20 protein-coding genes and 1 riboswitch are annotated in these 21,526 nt (G+C 43.8%); of the genes, 16 read left to right on the forward strand and 4 right to left on the reverse strand.

Annotated features, from left to right (window positions below):
• The first annotated feature begins 68 nt into the window (after positions 1-68).
• The gene (locus NYE35_RS10775) at positions 69-1,502 is read left to right on the forward strand and encodes a L,D-transpeptidase (RefSeq protein WP_341120936.1); all 1,434 of its coding nucleotides are present in this window, start codon (positions 69-71) and stop codon (positions 1,500-1,502) included.
• On the opposite strand, the gene NYE35_RS10780 is transcribed toward NYE35_RS10775, so the two are convergent.
• Positions 1,499-1,636, reverse strand: coding sequence for a hypothetical protein (locus NYE35_RS10780; RefSeq protein WP_167348489.1), 138 nt, complete (start codon positions 1,634-1,636; stop codon positions 1,499-1,501). The genes NYE35_RS10775 and NYE35_RS10780 overlap by 4 nt on opposite strands.
• A 209-nt stretch (positions 1,637-1,845) precedes the next feature.
• Between NYE35_RS10780 and NYE35_RS10785 the strand changes: the two genes are divergently transcribed.
• The 6 genes from NYE35_RS10785 to NYE35_RS10810 all read left to right on the forward strand — a co-directional run bounded on the left by NYE35_RS10785 (position 1,846) and on the right by NYE35_RS10810 (position 7,453).
• Positions 1,846-2,940 carry a quinone-dependent dihydroorotate dehydrogenase gene (locus tag NYE35_RS10785; protein WP_036689322.1) on the forward strand — a complete coding sequence of 365 codons (1,095 nt, stop codon included), beginning with the start codon at positions 1,846-1,848 and terminating at the stop codon, positions 2,938-2,940.
• 34 nt (positions 2,941-2,974) lie between these two features.
• Positions 2,975-3,787, forward strand: a complete 813-nt coding sequence (locus NYE35_RS10790; protein WP_036689325.1) for a GTP pyrophosphokinase — start codon at positions 2,975-2,977, stop codon at positions 3,785-3,787.
• Complete coding sequence (locus tag NYE35_RS10795; protein ID WP_076272655.1) at positions 3,777-4,229, forward strand: DUF309 domain-containing protein; 453 nt, start codon at positions 3,777-3,779, stop codon at positions 4,227-4,229. The genes NYE35_RS10790 and NYE35_RS10795 overlap by 11 nt, the downstream gene beginning before the upstream one ends.
• Before the next feature lie 101 nt (positions 4,230-4,330).
• A complete protein-coding gene (locus tag NYE35_RS10800) occupies positions 4,331-5,851 on the forward strand; it encodes an RsmB/NOP family class I SAM-dependent RNA methyltransferase (RefSeq protein WP_076140926.1) in 1,521 nt (506 codons plus the stop codon).
• 2 nt (positions 5,852-5,853) lie between these two features.
• On the forward strand, positions 5,854-6,618 hold the full coding sequence (locus NYE35_RS10805; RefSeq protein ID WP_076275004.1) for a pseudouridine synthase: 765 nt from the start codon (positions 5,854-5,856) through the stop codon (positions 6,616-6,618).
• A gap of 34 nt (positions 6,619-6,652) precedes the next feature.
• On the forward strand, positions 6,653-7,453 hold the full coding sequence (locus NYE35_RS10810) for a Cof-type HAD-IIB family hydrolase (RefSeq protein ID WP_036689337.1): 801 nt from the start codon (positions 6,653-6,655) through the stop codon (positions 7,451-7,453).
• A 125-nt stretch (positions 7,454-7,578) separates the two neighbouring features.
• On the opposite strand, the gene NYE35_RS10815 is transcribed toward NYE35_RS10810, so the two are convergent.
• Entirely contained in the window at positions 7,579-9,192 is a 1,614-nt protein-coding gene (locus NYE35_RS10815) for a DUF4179 domain-containing protein (RefSeq protein WP_341120939.1), read from the reverse strand.
• On the reverse strand, positions 9,176-9,694 hold the full coding sequence (locus NYE35_RS10820) for an RNA polymerase sigma factor (RefSeq protein WP_341120941.1): 519 nt from the start codon (positions 9,692-9,694) through the stop codon (positions 9,176-9,178). The genes NYE35_RS10815 and NYE35_RS10820 overlap by 17 nt, the downstream gene beginning before the upstream one ends.
• A 203-nt stretch (positions 9,695-9,897) precedes the next feature.
• Positions 9,898-9,989, forward strand: a riboswitch (cyclic di-GMP riboswitch).
• 117 nt (positions 9,990-10,106) lie between these two features.
• Between NYE35_RS10820 and NYE35_RS10825 the strand changes: the two genes are divergently transcribed.
• On the forward strand, positions 10,107-10,961 hold the full coding sequence (locus tag NYE35_RS10825; RefSeq protein ID WP_076143289.1) for a DUF6612 family protein: 855 nt from the start codon (positions 10,107-10,109) through the stop codon (positions 10,959-10,961).
• 112 nt (positions 10,962-11,073) lie between these two features.
• On the forward strand, positions 11,074-12,237 hold the full coding sequence (locus NYE35_RS10830; protein WP_254924647.1) for an NADH-dependent flavin oxidoreductase: 1,164 nt from the start codon (positions 11,074-11,076) through the stop codon (positions 12,235-12,237).
• Positions 12,238-12,314: 77 nt separating this feature from the next.
• Here NYE35_RS10830 and NYE35_RS10835 read toward each other — a convergent pair whose 3' ends face one another.
• Positions 12,315-13,331, reverse strand: a complete 1,017-nt coding sequence (locus NYE35_RS10835; RefSeq protein WP_341120944.1) for a CapA family protein — start codon at positions 13,329-13,331, stop codon at positions 12,315-12,317.
• 270 nt (positions 13,332-13,601) lie between these two features.
• Between NYE35_RS10835 and NYE35_RS10840 the strand changes: the two genes are divergently transcribed.
• From NYE35_RS10840 to NYE35_RS10870, 7 genes are all read left to right on the forward strand, one after another.
• Positions 13,602-14,840, forward strand: a complete 1,239-nt coding sequence (locus tag NYE35_RS10840; protein ID WP_341120947.1) for an FprA family A-type flavoprotein — start codon at positions 13,602-13,604, stop codon at positions 14,838-14,840.
• Between the two features lie 15 nt (positions 14,841-14,855).
• Entirely contained in the window at positions 14,856-16,070 is a 1,215-nt protein-coding gene (locus NYE35_RS10845) for an NAD(P)/FAD-dependent oxidoreductase (RefSeq protein ID WP_341120948.1), read from the forward strand.
• Between the two features lie 28 nt (positions 16,071-16,098).
• A complete protein-coding gene (gene rd, locus NYE35_RS10850) occupies positions 16,099-16,281 on the forward strand; it encodes a rubredoxin (RefSeq protein WP_076296398.1) in 183 nt (60 codons plus the stop codon).
• A 45-nt stretch (positions 16,282-16,326) separates the two neighbouring features.
• Entirely contained in the window at positions 16,327-17,037 is a 711-nt protein-coding gene (locus NYE35_RS10855) for a Crp/Fnr family transcriptional regulator (RefSeq protein ID WP_052096938.1), read from the forward strand.
• A 216-nt stretch (positions 17,038-17,253) separates the two neighbouring features.
• Positions 17,254-18,615, forward strand: coding sequence for an extracellular solute-binding protein (locus NYE35_RS10860; protein ID WP_170914164.1), 1,362 nt, complete (start codon positions 17,254-17,256; stop codon positions 18,613-18,615).
• A gap of 213 nt (positions 18,616-18,828) precedes the next feature.
• Positions 18,829-19,893 carry an SGNH/GDSL hydrolase family protein gene (locus NYE35_RS10865; RefSeq protein WP_076104617.1) on the forward strand — a complete coding sequence of 355 codons (1,065 nt, stop codon included), beginning with the start codon at positions 18,829-18,831 and terminating at the stop codon, positions 19,891-19,893.
• A 16-nt stretch (positions 19,894-19,909) separates the two neighbouring features.
• The gene (locus NYE35_RS10870; RefSeq protein ID WP_076100870.1) at positions 19,910-21,463 is read left to right on the forward strand and encodes an extracellular solute-binding protein; all 1,554 of its coding nucleotides are present in this window, start codon (positions 19,910-19,912) and stop codon (positions 21,461-21,463) included.
• Positions 21,464-21,526: the final 63 nt, after the last annotated feature.

The following is a 21,526-nucleotide window of genomic DNA, read 5'->3' on the forward strand; positions in this document are numbered from 1 at the left end:
GGATGTCTTTTTTGCGATGTCTGACCGATATTAATGTAGGAAGGAATTATAAAATTTCGGAGGTTCCGATGAAAAATTCTCAGCACCTCAAAGCATATGTACAGATGCATCCAGACAATAAGATGGCATGGTACTTGCTGGGTAAGGAATACTATAAGAACGGTCAACAGGGGAAAGCTAACTATTGCTTCAATCAGGCTGGAGAAGTATATGAAGCTTTCGAGCATAGTAAGGTGCCTGCGGAAACGCTGCGGGAATATGAGGAAGGGCTGCTTCAGGCAAGCCGCCAGCGGGACCGAAGGCAGCAAAGATTCCGCTACATTATGCTTGGGCTGATGCTTCTATTACTGGTTATGGTGCCATCGGCTGTGGCTCCGGGTCTAGATATTGCGGGAGATCAGGATACGGTCCAAGACACGGTTACTTCTGAAGTTAAAGATCCGCTTGGTCAAAAAGATATTGAGAAGGAACCCGTTCTAGAGGCACGAAAAATGATGTATACAGCGCAAGAGAGTGGAGCTTCGGCTTCGTCAGGGAAGCTGATGGCAACTATGCTAATGCGCAAGGAACCGTTAGAAGCTGCTATTTTGGGCATGGAGCGGGAAGGGAAGTGGCTGCTGTGGAAAGAGAAGCTTCCGCTGAATTCCACATTGCAGAAGAATGGGAATGGACGGTTGGTATACCAATCCTATGATTCAGCGGCATGTGCATGCGAACCGCCAGAGCAAGGGGAACTTGCGGTGGATGCAGCTAAGTGGCAGGGTGATCAAGAGGAGCTAGCTACATTATGGAGTGCAATGAGGGCTTATCAGAATCATAAAGGCAAGCTTCCGGTTTCCTTGGCGGAATTGACTAGACCTTTTCCGGAGAATTGGATTGGCGGGACGACACCAGTCATGAAGCGTGATTTTAATTCTCTAAAGGAAGTAGCAACTGCTAAGGCACTTGGGATACCAGAAGTTGCGGAGGAGCCTCCAAGCTCAATTGTTGAGGCGGGAATGGGCATACCGACGGCGTTAAGCGAGAGTGGAAGTAATGGAAAGGGCGTTCCCTTTTTTGACCAGCCGCTTAGAGTGATTGTGGATAAACAAAAACACCGCTTGGCAGTAGTCAGCGGCTCTGTTATTCTGCGGAATTATGAGGTAGGTCTTGGGGGAGACAAGACTCCAGAAGGCAACTTCATCATTACAGATAAAGTGGTCAATCCAAACGGTCATGATAATGGGGAGTTCGGAAGCCGCGGACTACAACTTTCAGATAGTAATTACGCTATTCATGGCACCAATGAGCCAGAAAGTGTCGGCAAGGATGAATCCCTTGGCTGTATTCGGATGAGTCGAGAAGATGTGGAAGAACTATTCGCTATGATTCCAAAAGGAACAAAAGTGGTGATCAGTAAAGGGGTTCTGCCTGAAAAGCAGCTGCTGCCGGCGAAACGCTTCAACCCTGCTGCTCCGTATGATCAGACCAACCCCCACAAAGTATACCACTGGCTGAATTAGTTCCCGGCAACTATAAACAGAACGATGATGAGAAGAATTAGTAAAGTTAAACTTACGCCGATCCACATTAGCGCTTTACGATTAACTTCTTCTTTCTTTTGCTGCAAAGTTGGTGGTTTACGTTTAGTTGACATCCAGCATACCTTCTTTCTCTCTTAATCGCTGATTACCCCTATATTGTAATGCGTTTACAAGAAAATTACTATACTTTGGGTTAAGCTCTCTGCACACTTACAGGGTAAAATGCTTTTCTTTTGTTCAAGAAAAGGCTAAAATTAAGAAGAAACCTACAGAATCGGGTAGACACGTGGATTAGTGAAGTACCCCTTAAGGAGCGAGAACGGTGTTGTATCGTAATTTTGGTAAACCAATATTCTTTAAGCTGGACCCTGAGAAGGCTCACCATCTCGTCATAGGTGGATTGGATAAATCATCATCAGTTCCAGGGGGAAGCGCGGCATTGCGTTTAATGTATGGCGTTCCTGAAACGGCAGATTTAGCAGTTGATCTGTTTGGCATACATTTTCCGACTCCAGTTGGACTGGCAGCAGGCTTGGATAAGAATGCCGAGGCCGTTTCTGGATTCTCTTCGATCGGATTCGGATTTATGGAAGTGGGGACGGTTACCCCTAAGGGTCAACCGGGAAATGATAGCCCGCGTTTGTTCCGTCTTCCCTCTGATGAAGCTCTGATCAATCGTATGGGCTTCAATAACGAAGGGGCTGACGCTATGGCAGAGCGTCTAAAAAAATTAAAAAATCGCAGAGTTCCAATAGCAGTAAATATTGGACGGAATAAAATAACTAGTAATGAAGCGGCTCATGAAGATTATCGTCAGTGTATCCGTACGCTTTATCCGTACGGTGATTTTTTTGTGGTCAATATCAGCTCACCAAATACACCGGGGCTGCGCAGTCTCCAGCATGGCAGCGAATTAGCGTTCCTACTAGCACAAGTAAAGGAAGAAATGGAGATTCAGCGTAAAGCCACCGGCATGAATAAGAGCTTGTTGGTTAAGATTGCTCCAGATGTAAGTGATTCTGAATTGGAGTATATGGTTCAATCACTGACAGAAGCTGGTATGGATGGTATTATTGCTACGAATACTACATTGAACCGGGATGGACTTAGTCATGAAAAGGCTAATGAGACAGGTGGATTAAGCGGTAAGCCACTTCGTGACCGGTCAACGGAAATTATTCGTAGGATTTATCGCCAGACTGAAGGGAAGATGCCGATCATAGGTTCAGGGGGCATATTCACCAGTCAGGATGCGTATGACAAGATAAGAGCAGGCGCAAGTCTGGTCGAAATTTATACAGCACTTATCTACGAAGGACCGGAGGTTAACCGCAGGCTGCATGCCGGATTACGGCAGCTCTTACGGCGGGACGGATTCAGTCATATCTCTGAAGCAGTGGGTGCTGATCATCACTGATTGAAGGAGTCGAAAGGACAGGAGGACGAAGGCGATGGACGGCAGGGACTGGGGAACTTTTTTGCTTCCATATGAACAGACAGTGGAAGAATTGAAAGTTAAATTCAAAACAATGCGTTCGGAGTTGAAGAAAAGAGAGGAATACACGCCGATTGAATTCGTAACTGGTCGTGTAAAGCGGCTGTCAAGCATTTTGGAGAAGGCTAAGCGCCTGAATGTGAAGATGGAAGATCTGGAGACGGGTATTGAAGATATAGCCGGGATCCGGATTATGTGCCAGTTCGTGGAGGATATCCGCAGAGTGGCTGAATATATCCGGGCTCGTAAGGATCTTGAAGTCCTGTATGAGAAGGATTATATCACCAATTATAAAGAGAGCGGCTATCGCAGCTTTCATATGATTATTAAATATCCTGTGCAGACAGCTCTGGGACAAAAAATAGTGCTCGCAGAGATCCAAATTCGTACACTAGCTATGAATTTCTGGGCAACCATAGAGCACTCTCTGAATTATAAATATCGGGAAAGCTTGCCGGATGAAATGCGAGTGCGCCTGAAAACCGCAGCTGAAGCAGCCTCCATCTTGGACAGCGAAATGTCCAGTATTCGTGATGAAATCCTGGAAGCACAAAAGACCTTCGAGGAAAACTCGAATATGACGACTCAAATTCTCAAATCTATTCATCAATTGTATTTCTATCACTTGGTGAATGAGGCTATAGATACTCAGGCTCGATTTAACGAAATATGGCAGGCTCAGGACATGGAAGCGATGAAGGAGCTTCTGGATCATGTACGGGGACTTCTCTCCGCAGCTAAAAAGGATAGTTTGCCGGATGGCTTATGATCCGTTGTACTTGGCTTATCTAGTGTACTTTAATCGTGACCGGGATTATTTCGAATGTCACGAGGTGCTCGAAGAGCTATGGCTTGCCAAGCAACGCGACCCATTGTACAAAGCACTTCTCCAAGTAGCTGTTGGGTTGTACCATTGCCGCAATAATAATATGCGTGGTGCAACGATTATGCTAAGCGGGGCTGCTGCCAAGCTGGAAGAATATTCAGCAGTGACACTTGGCATTAATTTGGCTAAGCTAGTGGTGGAAGTGAAGGGTTATGTTCGCCGCTTGGAGTCGTGTGAGCAGCAGCCATTTTCTTATTATGATCTGACTATAGAAATCATTGATCAAGGTCTGGCGGACGAAGTGGACTCTGCGGCTATGGCGATCACACCGAATAATCCTCAACGACGAGGTCCTCAAAGACCGACCTCTTCTCATCGTAAATAATGATCCTCTATAAATGAGTATTGCCAAAGGAACACCCGTAAGGGTGTTCCTTGAATCTTTAAACACCTAAATTTTAGCAGTACTATCAGGAGGACGGCATCATGGCGGCACAACTGCCCAGTTCTTTCAGCGAGCGTATGATGGACTTGCTGGGAACGGATTATAATCAATTTGCGGATTCGTACAAGGAGACCCCTAACGGAGGCGTTCGTGTTAATACATTGAAAATTTCAGTGGAGAAATTGCAAGCTCTTTCCACTTTAGAGCTGGAACCCATTCCGTGGTGTCCAACCGGATTCTATACAGAGGATGGGGCCAGACCAGGTAAACATCCACATTATCACGCGGGATTGTATTACATTCAAGAGCCAAGCGCTATGGCACCTGTGGAACTGCTTGATGTACAGCCAGGAGATCGTGTCCTTGATTTATGCGCTGCACCTGGGGGCAAATCCACACAGATTTCTGCCAAGCTCTCAGGAGAAGGCTTGTTGGTTACCAATGATCTTCATCCAGAACGCACGAAAGCCTTAGCCAAAAATCTAGAGCTGTATGGGGTGCGCAACGGTATCGTATTAAACGAAAGTCCAGATCATATTGCAGCGGCATTCCCGCTTTATTTTGACAAAATCTTGATTGATGCTCCATGCTCAGGTGAAGGGATGTTCCGTAAAGACGAAGACATGGTGAAGCAGTGGGATTCAGGTACACCTGCCAAATATGCTGCCATGCAGCGGGATATTTTACGTTCTGCTGCAACAGCGTTGGCACCGGGAGGTACACTTGTCTATTCCACCTGTACATTTGCTACAGAAGAAAATGAGGAAATTATAGCGGAGTTTATTTCTGAACATCCACAGTTTTCGGTGATTACAGTTGGAGGTACTGGCTCGTTTGCTCCAGGTTTTGGAGAATTATCAGGGACGGCAAGACTATGGCCGCATAAAGTAAAAGGTGAAGGACATTTCATGGCTGTGCTGCAGCATGTAGGGCCAAAGGTATCTGCGGAGGAACGTGATCAAGCCGAAGTTAAGTTGAGCGCAGTTACACGGAATACGAATAAAAAAGGCACTGCTCATATTAAATCCGCAAACAAACCAGAAGCCAGACGAGGGAAAGAAGGTAAGTTCTCTAATAAATCTGCTGCTGGCGCTGAACGTGGCCGTCAAGGTTCAGGAGAAGAGCAAGCATTGGCTGCATATGGAGATTTTATAAAAGATCAGCTTGGCTGGGAGCCAAAAGGGTATCCGATTTTCTTCGGTGATCATCTGTACATCTCCCCACTACCTAAGGAAAGATTAAATGGATTAAAGGCGATTCGTCCAGGATGGTATGTAGGACATGTCCGTAACGGCAGATTTATCCCAGGACATCCAATGGCTACCGCGTTACACCCTGAAGAGAGCTGCCGAAGTGTCTCACTTTCCAGTACGAGTAATGAAGCTATTTCCTATCTTAAAGGAGAGACATTGTTGATTAGTCAAGAACGTCTCTCTATTAAAATAGGAACTACCCAAAAAGGATACGTACTGGTCTGCATAGATGGTTATAGTGCAGGCTGGGGGAAGTGGCAGGACGGTGTGCTCAAGAATGAATATCCCGCAGGCTGGAGGTGGATGTAAGAATGAGCCTATCAGGGAAAACTGCAAAAAAGCAGCGTTTAGATAAAGTATTGTCCCATATGGGGGTAGGATCACGCAGCGATATTCGTAAACAAGCCAAGCAAGGTTTAATTACCGTGAATGGTGCAGTCGTCAAGGATAGTGGATTTCATGTAGACCCTTATCACGATAAAATTGTGGTTGGCGGCGAGCTTGTTACCTATCGTGAATTTATTTATCTTATGATGAATAAGCCACCGGGAGTTCTGTCGGCAACAGAGGACAAGCGGGATCGGACCGTTCTGGATCTTTTAAAGCAGGAATATGTACAGTTTGAACCTTTTCCTGTAGGAAGGTTAGATAAGGACACAGTAGGGCTGCTTCTGCTCACCAATGATGGAAAGCTTGCCCACGAACTACTATCGCCACGCAAGCATGTCCCTAAGACTTATGAAGCTACAGTTGAGGGAGACGTAGATGCAGACGATGTAGCGGCTTTTGCGGCAGGTGTCGAGCTGGAAGATGGATATGTTACTTTACCTGCACAGCTAACTATATTGGGAAGAGAACGCGGCAGTAAAGTAATCTCACATATTTCGCTGATCATCACAGAAGGGAAGTTTCACCAGGTGAAGCGAATGTTCCAAGCTGTCGGCAAAAAAGTCACTTTTCTGAAACGAGTATCTATGGGAGAATTGAGGCTGGACGAAAGTCTGCCAATGGGAGCTAGCCGGGAACTTACGCTAGAGGAACTGGCACTCTTAAGTACAGAAGCACCAGAACAATAATATATAGAAAAAGAAAGACAAGGATGGTGGGAGTATGAGATACAAACTGATTGCACTAGATGTGGATGGTACACTGTTGAATGATGATCACCACTTGAGCACTGAGAATAAAGAAGCCATTGCTGAGGTTACACGTCTTGGCGGGCAGATCGTGTTATGTACCGGCCGCAGTCCGCAGAACTCGATTCCTTTTATGGAGGAAATGGGGTTGTCTGGTTATGTGCTGGGTCATAACGGAGCTGCTACGGTTCGTGTGAAAGATCGGGAAGTGCTGCATCAATACGGTATGGATGCTCGTGGTCTTGACCCTTATATTGATTATTGTAGAAAGCATGATATTCATTATGATGTGAATACGGCTTTTGATATGTATGTAGATAATGTAGAAAACCTGACCAAAGAAGCCAATTATATGTATGAACACTTCCGTATCGTGCCGGCTACACTGCCAGCATGGGAAGATTTCCGTGAACCGGTTGTTAAGTTTACTGTATTTACACAACCAGAAATCCTTGACGAAGCTGAACGTGAATGGCGTACTTGGACCCATGAGTACAATATTTTGCGCAGTGGTGAATTTTTCGTTGATTTGATGCATCCGGAAGCCTCCAAGGGCAACGCCTTAAAGAATCTGGCTGTGAAGCTGGGAATTCCGCAAGAGGAAGTTCTTTCGATCGGTAATTATTTTAATGATATTTCTATGCTTACATACGCGGGTATGGGCGTTGCGATGGATAATTCTCCGGTTGAGGTCAAAGCGGCAGCGAATGCTGTAACGGGGTCTAACAACGAGCATGGTGTGCGAGATGCGCTGGTTAAATATTGTTTATCTTAATAATGGAAAGCATAAAGCGGACTTGAGTCCGTTCTATGCTTTTTTTGTTGTGAAGGAAATAAAAGAGATACATAAACAGAATTGATTCTATTAAAAATAATCCGCCCCTAGATTAACTTCCTGTATTAAAGTTTAATTTCCTCGTTCCGGCTAGGATCGCTATATTTATAGATACCAGGGTTCAGTTCGATTTTTTCGTCGAAAGGGATATCTTTGTAGCTATCAATATTAGTTCCTGTAGATATCATGCCCTTAGGTGTAATTTCAGGCACAACTTCTTTGCCATTAATCCGTAACGTAGTTTGGTTAACGCTTTTGAAGCCAGAAGATTTGGATGTTGATTCCACAATCAAATTTCCCCCCTCAGTATAGTAAGTGAATTCAATTTTTAACCCATCGACATCAAGTGAAGTGAACTGCTTTTCTTCTTTAGGTTTGTTTATAGTGATCCAATTCTTAGTAGTATCACGTTTCTCAATGACAGCATCCTTTAATATAAGTTTCATTGGAACATCGGACCAGTCGTTATACCATTCCGGAGATTCGAATTGAAATAAATGCTGGTAGCTTTCGGAATGATCTCCCTTCAAATTCCAACCCCCAGTGATTGTTTGATCACCTATAACCAACTGAGCGGTATTATAGTGGACAATTCCTTTTTTAAGCGAATCATTTTCATCTATTAGAATTTGGATATCCAAAGGGGTAACCACTAGCTGATCTAAGGTCATACCGGTCTTTTCTTGAAATTCAGGACTGTTATACAGTTTCTTAGTGTAAATCGCCTCACTTGCTTTTTTTCCATCTGCGTTAAAATCGAACTTCCACGTACCTGAAAATCGTTTCGCTTCTTCAATGTAACTAAAATGAAGACTAGCTTCCTTCCAATCTGATTCAGTTATATTAAAGACCTGTTCAATAAATAAATCCGATCCTTCGTTAGGCATGATGGTTGGAATTGCTTCATTCTCTTGACCACCAGTACTAACTACCAAATGTGGGTTACCCCGTCCTAAGTCAGATGGTGATGCAGCGACTTTGTAACGGATAATGGTTTGATTGGAAACATGTCGAACGGATTCGATTTGAATGCTTGGATATTGCTTAACTCCAGTATTGATAGTATCCCCTGCTTGATGATTAGATTGTAAGGGAATATTCCGATCACTGTAAAAAATGAGATTCCGTGCTTCAAACCTGTAGTCCTTTTTATCATCCTTTAATGTATCAGGTGTCTCATATACTCCAATGAGTTTCTGGCTTTCAGGATCGTATTCTAAATAACCGTATACCTTTGCCTTGGCACTGGATTCACTAGTCATGATGTTTTCCTCTGTAGCAAATCCAGTATATTTGGATAGATCAGATTTAGTATCAAGTGATAACAGCATTTTCATTTTTTCTCCATCAGTTACAACACCGTTCAAATTCATTGTTACTCCTGAAATGGAAGTTTGAAGATTATACTGTTGACCGATGCCGTTATTTAATGCATTGCTCACACTTCGACCACCAATTTTATCCCAATTAATCGTCATACTAGCGAATACAGGAATGGTTACAAGTAAGAGGCAAGAGAAGACAATACTGATAGGAATAAGCTTTTTATTAGACCTAGGAGTATTCTGGGAGGCATGCAGATTTCTTTGACGTGTATAAGCTTCTTGTTCTATGGCAGTCCACATCAAATCATAATCCGGTCGGGGAATATGTTTATCTTTTTCAATATAGAGACTCATTACTATTCAGCTCCTTTAGTTGGGTTCCACCCATTCTATTTAGTATTTTAAGTCCCTTGTTCAGTCTGGATTTTACAGTTCCTTCGGGTATGCTCATAACTTTAGAAATCTCGGGTACAGTCAATTCGTTTATAAAACGAAGGACTACTACCATTCTGATTTTGTCAGGAAGCTGACTGTATAACCCTTGTAATTCTTTTTTAGTTTCCTGTCGATCCAAACGTTTTTCTACAGGGTTTGATTCCTCAGACCTGGATAGTAAATAATTACGTACTTCTTTCATCCACCCCGTCTTACGCCTTTTGATCACACTGCTGCACTCATTCGAAGCAATTCGTAAAATCCAAGCTTTCAAGTTTCTTATCTTCGACTTATCCGCTAAGATAACTTTTACAAATACCTCTTGGGAAATATCCTCCGCATCTGCCTGATTTTTCATTAAGTAGTAACAAAAATAATATACTTGTTCTTTATAGAGCTCGAAAATTTCCCGGTCACTCATTTTGCTGCACCCCCTGTCTCTGCTGTTCTCATTAATAAGACTTATAAGCGTATGTAATCGTTCATTTTTCATTTTGATTGTAGTATTTCTTCTGAGTATCATAGCGAATTCGAATGGAAGATAAGTCGTTTACAGGTAATTATAACCATGATAAAATTAGCGGTGGGACATGCGTCCCTAATCTATTAAAACTAATTGAATGTCCGCGTTAAAGGTAAAATCATCGAAAGATGATGACACAAAGCCATGGGTCTAAAGCCTTTCGACAGAAGGAAATGATCGCCAGGCCGCCATAGGGATGTCTTATGAAGCATAAAGGATAGCTCTAAGAATATGTAGTCTATTTTGAGCTCTTTTATTATTTCGACCTATACGGCGTTACATTATCGCAAGGGGCCGAAAGGGGAAGTACATGAACAGTTTTTTCAAAACAATAGGTACTAGTTTGGCAGTAGGTGCTTTATTGCTGTCCGGAACGATCGGATGGATGTCTAATCCTGGAGTAGTGTCTGCAGCTACCTCAACAGCAGTAACCGCGGATCAGATGATCAGCAAAGTAACGGCAGCCTCCAAAGCAATAAAGAATTTCCATCTGGATGTGACCAAAAAACAGGATATTCAAAGCGGCGGGGTGCGTATCAGCAACACCAACACTCTGAAGCTGGATATCAGCCGTCTGCCGAATTTTGCCGCAGCAGGTACTGTCGCTAGCAGTCTTTTAGAAACATCTTACAGCTTGTATGCCAACGATAAGGAGTTTTACTATCTTGTAGACGGAAGTGAGCTTATCGATGAATCTGAAGACGATTCTTCAGGTTACGACGATGACGGGGAGCCGATCGATCCTGATGCACAGTATTGGCTTGGACTGGAGAAAACGGAATGGGATGCCTTTTACTCTAAAGGCCAATACGATCCTGTTTCCATGCTTGATTCGGTAAAAAGTTATAAAAAATCCATGAAAGTCAGCACTGCTGGCGCACAAACGGTCTTACAATTCACTGTAACCGATCCGACAGCAGCTAAGGGGATAATCAAACTCTATGACCAGGAGAACCTCTGGGATGGTGAGACAGTTCAACCCAAAAGCGTAACGTGGAAATTATTCGTCAATACTAAGACCTGGCAAACGGAAAAGCTGACAGTCGATCTGAGTTATGTGCTGGTAAGTGATGGAGCAAAAGATACATACACCACGAAAATTGAAGCTAAATACTCCAAGAATAATAAAGGTACAGCCATTGTAAAACCGGCCGAACTAGAATAATAAGGACGATTCATATCGAGCAAAAAGCGCTGTTCCGCTGAACAGTGCTTTTTGCTGTATTCAACAGCAGTTGTTTATTAGTTGACAAGAATAAATCATTGCTGTAATTTATATGTATGCGCATGTATATAATATTTTGTTTAAATATAATTTAATGAAAGTTGGGAAAAAGATGATAGCACTAGACACAACATTAACTTTTCGCAGAGGACTGACATTAAAAAATCGAGTGGTTATGGCTCCAATGACCACGCGAATGAGCTTTTATGACGGTGTAGTAACACAAGATGAATTGAAATACTATTCACTAAGAACGGGCGAAGTAGGTGCGGTCATCACTGCGGCAGCAAATGTACAAGAGGGTGGAAAAGGATGGGAAGGTGAACTTAGTGTTTCCTCCGATCAATTTATTCCTAGCCTTAGCCGATTAGCATCTACTATTAAACGAAATGGAACAAAAGCTATTTTACAACTATTCCATGCAGGAAGAATGACAGATTCAAAAATACTACGTGGCGTACAACCCGTTTCCTCCAGCGCCATTGCTGCCGAACGTCCGAATGCAGAAATTCCAAGAGCATTAACAGAAGATGAAATTTTCGGTGTAATTGAGGATTTTAAAAAAGCGACTCAACGAGCTATTCAAGCTGGATTTGACGGGGTAGAAATTCATGGAGCAAACACATATTTAGTCCAACAGTTCTTCTCTCCACACTCCAACCGTCGTGATGATCAATGGGGCGGAAGCTTAGAGAAAAGATTTAATTTCATTAACCAATTAGTGGATGCGGTTATTGCTGTCGTTGACAATTCAAAGGTTAAGGATTTTATTGTCGGTTATCGTTTTTCTCCAGAAGAATATGAAGAGCCTGGAATTAAAATCACCGATACCTTTTATCTCATTGATAAATTAGCTGATAAAAAGCTAGATTATCTGCATATTTCATTAGGGGATTTTAAGAAAGTATCTGCATCAGAAGATTTTAAAGAAAAATCAATCCTGCAATATGTACATGAGAAAATCAATGGCCGTGTACCTTTAATTGGGGTCGGAGATATCCGTACCAAACAGGACGCAGAGGACACGTTGACAAATGCTGAATTAGTAGCAGTAGGACGTTCTCTTATCATTGATCCTCATTGGACAAGTAAAGTGCTGGAGGGTAATGAAGATATCATCAGAAGAGTACTTGCTGATCAAGATAGAGAAGAACTCGTAGTAGAGAATGGTATTCTAGAATTCCTTAAATTAATGATGCCTGATCGTTTACGCTAAACCCAAACACAGTTTTGAGCGCTAAATCTATAACGTTCCGCGGTAATTCCGCGGAACGTTATTTTTCTGTAACGACTCTATTCCCTCTTTAAGATTGTTGTCGTATGTTTCAACATTCGATTCATGAGATTTCGCCGTTCTGTTTTTATGTCGGTGTCGCTTTTCTTTAATGCGTCGCGGATGGGGATGATCTCTGTAATTTTCCTGCCGCTTTTTATTCTTCGATCTACACAAGTCGGGATGTAACCTACGTTAGTTATACTCGTGTGTCCTTTTTCATCCTTCTTTATTTTAAGCGTAAGAATGATACCGCTTTGTGTATAAGGAATATTCATTAGTTTAGTCGAAACAAAATTCCCCAATGAGTAAATAACGAATTGTTTTTTTCCACGAAGCGCTAACGGTTGTAGAACATGTGGGTGAGACCCCAGTATGATGTCGGCGCCATTTTTAAAGAAGAGATTGACCAGCTCTTTTTGCCTCTTGTTTGGAGTGTAACGGTATTCGCTTCCGAAATGCAGATAAAGCAAGACTAGATCGACTTTCTTTTTTAAATCTCGAATCTCCCGAATGATTTTGGGCGTAGATATCCGGTTAACCAGCCATGGCTTACTCACTGGTACAGGAATTCGGTTGGTTCCTGCTGTGTAGGAGAGGATGCCGATCGTAATTCCTTTGACGTTTTTAATAAGCGTTCTCTTGGATTCTTCTAATGATTTAGCTGTTCCCGTGTGGTCGATTCCATTACGGTCTAGAACTCGTAACGTCCGAACCAGACCCGGGGCACCATAATCCATGCAATGATTGTTGGCCGTTACTAATACGTCGAATCCGGCTTGCTTAAGTGCAGGGGCCAGTTCGTCTGGACATTTGAATATCGGACCGCCTGAACGTGGGCTTTTCCGGCACTCGGGGCCACTTCCAGCAAAGGTGGTTTCGAGATTGCCAATCGTCAAATCAGCCTGGTTTAGATAAGGAGCTACTTTTGCAAACAGGGGGCTGAACGAATAGGTTCCGTCAGGCTGTTTAGCATCCGAAATAATATAACGTTTGACCATTAGATCTCCCACAGCAGCTATTTGTATTTCAGTCATGGATATCCACCTTTTTATTATTTTCATTAGGATATGGCATAAAGTTGTTATGGGTTATTCTTTCTTTAAGGCGAAGTGCAAACATTTGTGTGGCTTTTTATTTAAAATGTGACCCAACGCATAATCACTTTATTTAGATCGTCTAAATTTAAGGTATTCATTTTTTTTCAAACTTTTATAATTTGATTCAAATCCTCTTTTTTGTTTGGCAACCATAATAAAATAAGGTTGTTGATAAACATTATCAATCAAACATTGGAGGTTAAAGAAATGAGTACACAATTCAAAAAAATCGCCGAGGATACTTACTGGATAGGCAAAATCGATAACCGCCAGGTTCCATTTCACCGCCTGATTCTGGCAAAAGGAACTACCTATAATTCTTATTTATTAAAAACAGGTAAACCAACTGTCATTGATACCGTAGATATGGAATTCGGACGTGAATATGCCGAGTGTCTGGGTGAAATGATTGATCTTCTAGATATCCATTACATTGTAATTAATCATACAGAGCCTGATCACTCTGGTGGACTGGCAGCTCTCGCTGCCAAGGCTGCAAATGCCACGATCGTATGCACCGAGATTGCTGTTCCCGAATTGCAGGAAATGTACAAGCTTCATAGCCGGAACTTCCTGGTGGTTAAAGACGGAGATAAGCTGGATATTGGCGGGAAAACGCTGCTGTTTAAAGAAACACCGTATCTCCATACCGCAGAAACGATGATCACCTATTGTATCGAAGATCAAATCTTATTTCCTTGTGATATTTTCAGCACGCATGTTGCGGTGGAGAATCTATTCAGCGATGAAGCCGGGTTTGATATTACGGAAGATTTCCAGGGCTATTACGCAGCAATTATTCATCCTCACAGAAGATATGTAAGAACCCTGTTAGAGGCTGTTAAGGATCTTGAGATCCGGATGATCGCTCCTTCCCATGGGTTTGTGATCCGGGAGGACATACGTAAATATATCGAGATGTACGCCACATTGAGCCGCGAAACGACGCAAGGAAAAAAGGCAACCATCGTTTATACCACCATCAAAAACAGTACCAAGAAGATGGCCAAAATTATACAGGATTGCTTGCAGGAAAATAATATTGAGACAGAGGTCTGGGATGCAGATAAAAGCAGTGCCACCGATATTCTGAACAGCATAACGTCAGCTGACGCGGTCTTTATTGGCAGCTCCACTAAATACGCGGACATGATTGGGAATATGGAGAACATTCTGAAAGAATTGCACAATATGAATCTGGAAGGCAAACTTGCTGCAGCCTTTGGCTCCTACGGTTGGAGTGGTGAAGCCATTGAAGTCATTCAGGATTATCTGAATGGAACAAACATGACGGTGCAAAGCACATCTGAGGTTATTAAATCCACGGGGATGACACATGTAGAGTTCCCTGTACGAATCAGGTTTTCCCCGAAAGAGCCTGAGAAAGTTCAAAAAATTAAAAATGCGGCTGAATTTGTATCGGATTTGCTGCTGAGTTCATTTTAGGGAGGGGAGCATAGGATGACAAAACATTACGTTATTGTTGGCGGCGGAGTAGCCGCCGTCCATGCCGCCAAAGCCATCCGTGATCAAGACGCAGATTCGGAAATTTCGATCCTCGGGGAGGAAAGCCAACTGCCCTATAACCGGATTAAGCTGACTAAAGGGCTGTTTACCGACCTGCACAGTGAGAAGGTGCTGATTAAAAAGGAAAAGTGGTACCGCGATAACCGTATATCCGTAAAAACCTCGACCCGAATCCGTTCTGTCCACCCGGACCGGCAAATTGTTGTGACAGAAGATGGGCAGAGTGTTTCTTATCATAAGCTTTTACTGTGTATGGGAGCGAAGAATCGTGAACTTTCCCTTGAGGGCTCCGGCCTGAACAATGTCCATACCCTCCGGGACATGAACGACGCGGACAGATTGAAAGAAAACCTGCAGGATGGCAGCCATGTAGCCGTAATCGGTGGGGGAGTGCAGGGAATCGAAACCGCTTGGGCGCTGCATGAAGCTGGATATCAGGTAACGGTGATCGAAGCTTTTCACCGGTTGATGGGCAGACAGCTTGATGAGAAATCCTCACAACTACTTAAGGAGAACCTTGAACAAGCAGGTGTGAAGGTTATTCTTCAAGCAGATGTGGCGTCTATTACAGGAACAGAGTTTGTTACCGGAATTACGCTGGACGACCAATCTCATTTTTCCTGTGACCATGTGGTCTACTCCATTGGTATTGTACCGAATACGGAACTGGTAAGTGGCTCGAGTATTCAAGTCCGGCAGGGCATTATCGTAAATGAACAAATGCAAACAAATGATCCACATGTGTACGCAGCCGGAGATGTGGCTGAAGTTAACGGGCATGTGGAAGGACTGTGGGGCGGAGCGATTGAGCAGGGCCGGATTGCCGGCAGTAATATGGTTGCCAATCTGACTGCGTATCGTAGAGCTGTTCCGGTTACCTTATTTAATGCTTTTGGCATCTCTTTATTTTCGATAGGCAACGTGGATGAACGGTATTGCGATACGGTGGTAAGCGGAGAAGAAAATGGGGCGTATACGCGAATCTATGTGAAAGATAACACAATGATTGGTGCGATATCCTGGCAAGGAGCAGCTGCTTCTCTGGGGTATAAAACCGCTGTAGAGCAAGGCATCCCCCTTGAGGGGATCGATGTTAACGGGAGTAGCATCGAGGAGATTATGGCTGAAGTACAAACCAGGTTGAACTAAACTATTAACTTTTTAGGAGATGATAAAGATGAAAAAATACATTTGTCTACCCTGTGGTTATATCTATGATCCGGCATTAGGCGATCCCGATGAGGATGTTGTTGCAGGCACTGCATTTGAAGACTTGCCTGAAGATTGGGTCTGTCCGGTATGCGGTGAAGATACCAGTCATTTTGCACCGGTTGAGGACAAAAAAACTTCTGCATCTTAAAGGAAGTAGGAGTTGTACAAAAAATGAACAACAGGGGGGACAGTTATGAAGGAGTATTCTTGCCAATACGCTGCTGAACCTTGTACCCGCAAGGTGCCTATTTTTGCTGCGTTAAGCGATGACGATCTCTCCCGGATCAGTGCTATGATCAAGCATCGTAAGTTTACTAAAGGTCAACCTTTAATTCTGGAAGGGGCGCCGTCAGATACGCTGTACATTATTCAGCGAGGGCATGTTAAATTATCTAAAACAACTCCTGAGGGCAAGGAACAAATTTTGCACATCTTGACGAATGGAGACTTTTTCGGGGAACTGAGCATTTTTAACAGCGATGAGCTGAGTAACTTCAGTGCTTATGCTCTGAAAGACACTAACATTTGCATGCTGACCCGAACGGATATGGAGCAGCTGATGAGGGATAATCCGGATATTTCGCTCAGGCTACTGAAGAGTGTGACCAAAAGACTAGCCCATACGGAAAATCTGGCGCAAAGCCTGGCGACCAAAGATCCCGAAATACGAATTGCTTATATGATCATGGAACTCAGCGACAAATATGGTAAGCAGCGTGGCGCTCATATTCATATTGACCTTCCGTTGTCTCGTGAAGAGCTGGCCAGTTATGTTGGGGTCACCCGCGAAACTATTAGCAGAAAATTCTCAAGGTTCGAAGATTCAGGTCTTATTGAGCTAATCGGAAACAAGCAAATGATCATTATAGATCCAGCCGGTTTGGAGAGTTATATGGGGTATTAAGAGGATTACGGTGTATTGACTGTCCTGTATGACACCGTTGGTGCAGAACATACGCTATATGGGGCCAGACTCCGAATACTTGTCGTTCCCAAAGGATTTCAGTATGATGAATACTATATAAACTTGTCCCTATGGGCTCGATTAATCGGAAGATGGCGAGGAAACCCAATGCAGAAAAGGAATAGCAGAAAATTTTTCAGGATTAGGCTAGAGGAAATGATTCAAACCTTGCGACATGAAATTCGTTCGGGAAGTATAGCGATCGGCAGTTATCTTCCTTCAGAAAGCGACTTAGAGGTGCGTTTCGGACTTAGTAACGCTTCTGTGCGCAACGGGCTCAAGGTGCTGGTGGATGAAGGCTTAATTGAGAAAATTCCGCGTGTTGGCAATCGGGTCATCCCTCCGGTAGAGGAAGGCAGAACGACGATCAAGTTCGGATATGTGAACACCATCCCCAAGCTTGTAGAGATGCAAGAGCTACTGAATGAGTTCGGCAAACGCTATCCGCATATCGACGTTCAGCCGCTCGAGTTGTCTTCAGGAAACTACTCAACATCTTTGAAAGAATATTTGCAATCGGAAATCATGGATGTCGTACTGATGAATAATAACAATTACCAGGATTTTTTGGAGCAAGGCTGTACAGAGCTGCTGGAGCCGATGGAGGAACAGCCGGACACGTATCGTTTTCTTTCCGACCCGTTCCGGTACGGTGACCATAATCGTGTTCGCCCCTTTATTTATTCTCCAGTCGTGCTTTGTTATAATAAACAGCACTTTAAGGAAGCCGGCGTATCACCACCCGACAGTAGCTGGACCTGGGACGATTTGTTCGCTAATGGTCGAAAGGTAGCAGAAGGTCATGACTGGTACGGTTTTTATTTTTATTTGCCTTCTCGTAACCGGTGGCCGTTGTTCCTGCTTCAAAGCGGCACAACGTTTGCGGCAGAACAGGATGACGAAGGCAAATACCGGTTCAGTGGCTCAAAGCTACTCGACAGTTTAGGAACCATCCGAAAGCTGATAGGCATGAAGGATGTATTTCCAGCCGTATTGTCCGAGAGCGATGCGGATGCGGAAGCCTTGTTCTTGCAAGGCAAAGTGTCCATGATAATGACGACCTATTATTTCTTGAATCAATTGCGTCAATCCGATTTGGCATTCGATATTGCTCCATTGCCTCGGCTGCAAAATGCTGATACGCTGCTGATTATAAATGGACTGGCGGTTAACAGCAAATCACAGAACAAGGATGCATCCATGCTACTCGTTGATTTTCTCACCTCACACGAGGCGCAACTGATCATTAGGCGCAAGACACTGAATATTGCAGCCAACCGTTTGGTGATGGATTGGGAAGGTGAGGAAGTGGGTTATCGTCCGGCCCGTTTTCAGCTTTACCGTGAGATCTTCCCTACCTATCGTCTGGTTACAGAGCTGGGTTTAAGCAACCTCCAGTTGAAAGAGATTCAACGCGATATCATGATGTTTGTATCAGGCCTACTGGACAACGACGAGTTATGCCGCAGGCTTGAGGAGATATTGAATACGGTAAATCAGGAGACTCAGCACTCTTGAGGGCTGAAAGTTTTTTCGAAAATTCCGGCACAGGTTCAATTCTGAACCTGTGCTTTTTGTTATGCTGAAGTATTTGTTTGTCGCACAATAATTGACTCATATATGACTCATAAAAACATGTTGACTATACTTTTATTATTATTATATGATGCAATAGAAGTCAGATATGAGTTAACGCGAACTCATTATTATTAAGGTGGTGTAGCTGCAACGATGGAAAAGGAAGGCGTTTATTTTCACAATGTTTCGGAGCTGGTTCATAAACCCTATCAATCTGGATTGCATCTCCAGCGTTTTCCACAGCATGTGCGCAATGGCTTGTCAGAGAAAGGAAGAACCAAAGCTATACAATCGAACGGTTGCGAATTGCGGTTTGTCACCGAATCCAAGCATGTTAGGGTCACTGTCGGATCGAATGATAGTAACGGCCGAGTTGTGGTATGCAGAGGGGATTTTTTTCATTCTCAGCATTTTTTGCAGGCGGGTACGGTAACCACTCTGCACTTGGAGGAGCCGGAACGTTTTACAGAGGTATCAAGTAAGCGGCTGAATCAGTCTGGATTTTCCTCTAACGTATGGCGTTTGCATTTTGATCGTTTCGGAGCTGTTTTCTACGATGTGGATGCTTTTGGTTGTGAAGTACGTGCGCCTAGACCGGATGAGGTACCGAAGCTTACGATGCTCGCCTATGGATCTTCCATCAGCCAGAGCGCGGGATCCACGCATCATTTCAATGGTTACTTACAGCAGACAGCGCGCAGACTTGGTGTGGATGTGCTAAATCTTGCGCTTAGCGGATCTTGTTATTGCGAGGACGTAGTTGCCGATCATCTGGCTGAACGTGAGGATTGGGATTTTCTGTTTCTGGAACTTGGTGTCAATATGCGTGCTGTAGTGTCTCCCGAGGAATTCAAGCGTAGAGTGTCTTACATGCTGGACCGGGTTATCGAAAATCATCCTGACAAACCTGTGTTTGTTACTACGATTTATCCGAATCGTGCAACGTATTTTCTTGATGCAGGCCATCTTCTTCATGTCCAAGAGGGGATTTTTAACGAAGTGCTGCTTCGTTACTGTGAGAGCAATAAACATCCACAACTACATCTGCTGGATGGCGCATCAGTCATGCGCGATCTTACCTCGCTGACCTCCGATCTGATTCATCCTTCCGATTATGGACACACGCTAATGAGCGAGCATTTAGCAAAACTGTTGCGGCCCATGATCGAGCCCCTCCGAACTTCTAGTCATTCTAGTGCCGTGTCCCAAATTTTGTAATAGGGAGTTGATGGAAATGAAGCGTTGGATGCTTACCATGGTGGGAGTTTCATTATTAGCCGCCTCTATGAATGGATGTTCCTCTTCTAATAAGGGGGGAGAAGAGCAAGCGGGGGAGAGTCCAGAAAAAACCACTGCTATCTCCATATCGTTCCGGAGCGGAAACATTTCGTATGCAGACAATCATCCGAATATCAATGATGACAAATGGGTCAAAAAGCTGGAGGAACTTACAAATACAGATCTTAACATCCGTTTGATGCAGCAGAAAAATTTTGATTCCCAAATGATCCAAATGTTCGCGATCAACGACATTCCGGATGTCGTGCAAGCAAGCTCTGGGCTGACGAACCCTCAGTTGGCAGGTTCCGTGGAGGCTGGAGTATTCATGCCACTTAATGAATTGCTTGAGCAGTATGGGCAAGATCTTCTCAAGAAAGTTCCGAAGGAGGCATGGGACAAGGAGACCGATGCGAAAGGTAATATCTACGCGATTCCGGAATGGCTGTCCAATCCGTCACGCCGGGCAACTTGGATTCGTGCGGATCTTTTGGAACAAACAGGGCTGCCAGAGCCTAAAACAGTCGATGACTTCCTGAATGTCATGCGTGCTTTTAAGAAGATGGGTGTGGAGAATCCTTATATGGGCCGGGAGGACTTTGTATATTCGGATATGTTCTTCGGATCTTACGATACCTTTGCCAATTTCTTTATGAAACAAGGGGATCAAATTGTCCCGAAATTTATGAATATCGAAAATATGCAAAAGACGATCCAAACGTACAAGACAATGTTCGACGAAGGACTGATAAACAAAGAGTTCGTCACAATTAATCCCACGAAATTCAAGAACGATATTCTTGCAGGCAAGGCGGGTATCTGGAACATGAATGCCAACCTGTTGATCCAATGGGATCAGCAGCTAAGAGAACAGGTGCCTACTGGTAAAATGAAGCTGATCGCCTCGCCCACAGGACCTGACGGTAAGGGGGGACTTCGTCTTGTCGGTACGGTGCCGCGAGCGTATTTAATTAACAAGGATGCGAAAGATCCTGCCGGGATCATCAAGTTTTTCAACTGGATGGTTAGTGACGAAGCGGAAAAGTTTTTTACCTTCGGAATTGAAGGGGAAAACTACACTGTAGAGAACGGAAATATTAACTATAACAGACCGAAAACAGCCGATGAAGCTGATGAGGAAACGTTCCGTCAAATCCTGCTGTGGTTCGTACAGGATACTACCTACAATAAAGGCGCGCTTAGTCTCACACCCGAAGGAAAAGATTTGATGAAGCTCTACGACACAGTACTTGCGAATGAGGGACGCGACGGGATTCAATTTGAACCGCAAGTAAAAGGCTATCAGAAAAACCCGGACATCACTCCAGGTGGAGATAAATTGCCGCCTGTTATATTGACGCATGTGATCAATATGGTATACGGCAAAAAGCCGATCTCAGACTATCCGAAGGTGGTGGAGGAATGGCTGCAGAAAGGGGGAAGTGACGTCGTCAAGGAAGCAACAGAACGTTATAACAATAACGACGGTGTAATTTTGTCCCGACATTAATAAGCTGCATCTCAAAAGAGGTTTGAACTCCATAATGCTTGTGATTACCTATACCATGTCAGG

Source organism: Paenibacillus sp. FSL L8-0494 (genome assembly GCF_038003695.1).
GTDB classification, from domain to species: Bacteria; Bacillota; Bacilli; order Paenibacillales; family Paenibacillaceae; genus Paenibacillus_AQ; species Paenibacillus_AQ odorifer.

Excerpts from the sequence above, each read along its gene's own strand:
- NYE35_RS10775 (WP_341120936.1), top strand. The coding sequence starts at position 69 with ATGAAAAATTCTCAGCACCTCAAAGCATATGTACAGATGCATCCAGAC.
- NYE35_RS10780 (WP_167348489.1), bottom strand. The coding sequence starts at position 1,636 with ATGTCAACTAAACGTAAACCACCAACTTTGCAGCAAAAGAAAGAAGAA.
- NYE35_RS10790 (WP_036689325.1), top strand. The coding sequence starts at position 2,975 with ATGGACGGCAGGGACTGGGGAACTTTTTTGCTTCCATATGAACAGACA.
- NYE35_RS10795 (WP_076272655.1), top strand. The coding sequence starts at position 3,777 with ATGGCTTATGATCCGTTGTACTTGGCTTATCTAGTGTACTTTAATCGT.
- NYE35_RS10800 (WP_076140926.1), top strand. The coding sequence starts at position 4,331 with ATGGCGGCACAACTGCCCAGTTCTTTCAGCGAGCGTATGATGGACTTG.
- NYE35_RS10805 (WP_076275004.1), top strand. The coding sequence starts at position 5,854 with ATGAGCCTATCAGGGAAAACTGCAAAAAAGCAGCGTTTAGATAAAGTA.
- NYE35_RS10810 (WP_036689337.1), top strand. The coding sequence starts at position 6,653 with ATGAGATACAAACTGATTGCACTAGATGTGGATGGTACACTGTTGAAT.
- NYE35_RS10815 (WP_341120939.1), bottom strand. The coding sequence starts at position 9,192 with ATGAGTCTCTATATTGAAAAAGATAAACATATTCCCCGACCGGATTAT.
- NYE35_RS10820 (WP_341120941.1), bottom strand. The coding sequence starts at position 9,694 with ATGAGTGACCGGGAAATTTTCGAGCTCTATAAAGAACAAGTATATTAT.
- NYE35_RS10825 (WP_076143289.1), top strand. The coding sequence starts at position 10,107 with ATGAACAGTTTTTTCAAAACAATAGGTACTAGTTTGGCAGTAGGTGCT.
- NYE35_RS10830 (WP_254924647.1), top strand. The coding sequence starts at position 11,074 with ATGTATGCGCATGTATATAATATTTTGTTTAAATATAATTTAATGAAA.
- NYE35_RS10835 (WP_341120944.1), bottom strand. The coding sequence starts at position 13,331 with ATGACTGAAATACAAATAGCTGCTGTGGGAGATCTAATGGTCAAACGT.
- NYE35_RS10840 (WP_341120947.1), top strand. The coding sequence starts at position 13,602 with ATGAGTACACAATTCAAAAAAATCGCCGAGGATACTTACTGGATAGGC.
- NYE35_RS10845 (WP_341120948.1), top strand. The coding sequence starts at position 14,856 with ATGACAAAACATTACGTTATTGTTGGCGGCGGAGTAGCCGCCGTCCAT.
- rd (WP_076296398.1), top strand. The coding sequence starts at position 16,099 with ATGAAAAAATACATTTGTCTACCCTGTGGTTATATCTATGATCCGGCA.
- NYE35_RS10855 (WP_052096938.1), top strand. The coding sequence starts at position 16,327 with ATGAAGGAGTATTCTTGCCAATACGCTGCTGAACCTTGTACCCGCAAG.
- NYE35_RS10860 (WP_170914164.1), top strand. The coding sequence starts at position 17,254 with ATGATTCAAACCTTGCGACATGAAATTCGTTCGGGAAGTATAGCGATC.
- NYE35_RS10865 (WP_076104617.1), top strand. The coding sequence starts at position 18,829 with ATGGAAAAGGAAGGCGTTTATTTTCACAATGTTTCGGAGCTGGTTCAT.
- NYE35_RS10870 (WP_076100870.1), top strand. The coding sequence starts at position 19,910 with ATGAAGCGTTGGATGCTTACCATGGTGGGAGTTTCATTATTAGCCGCC.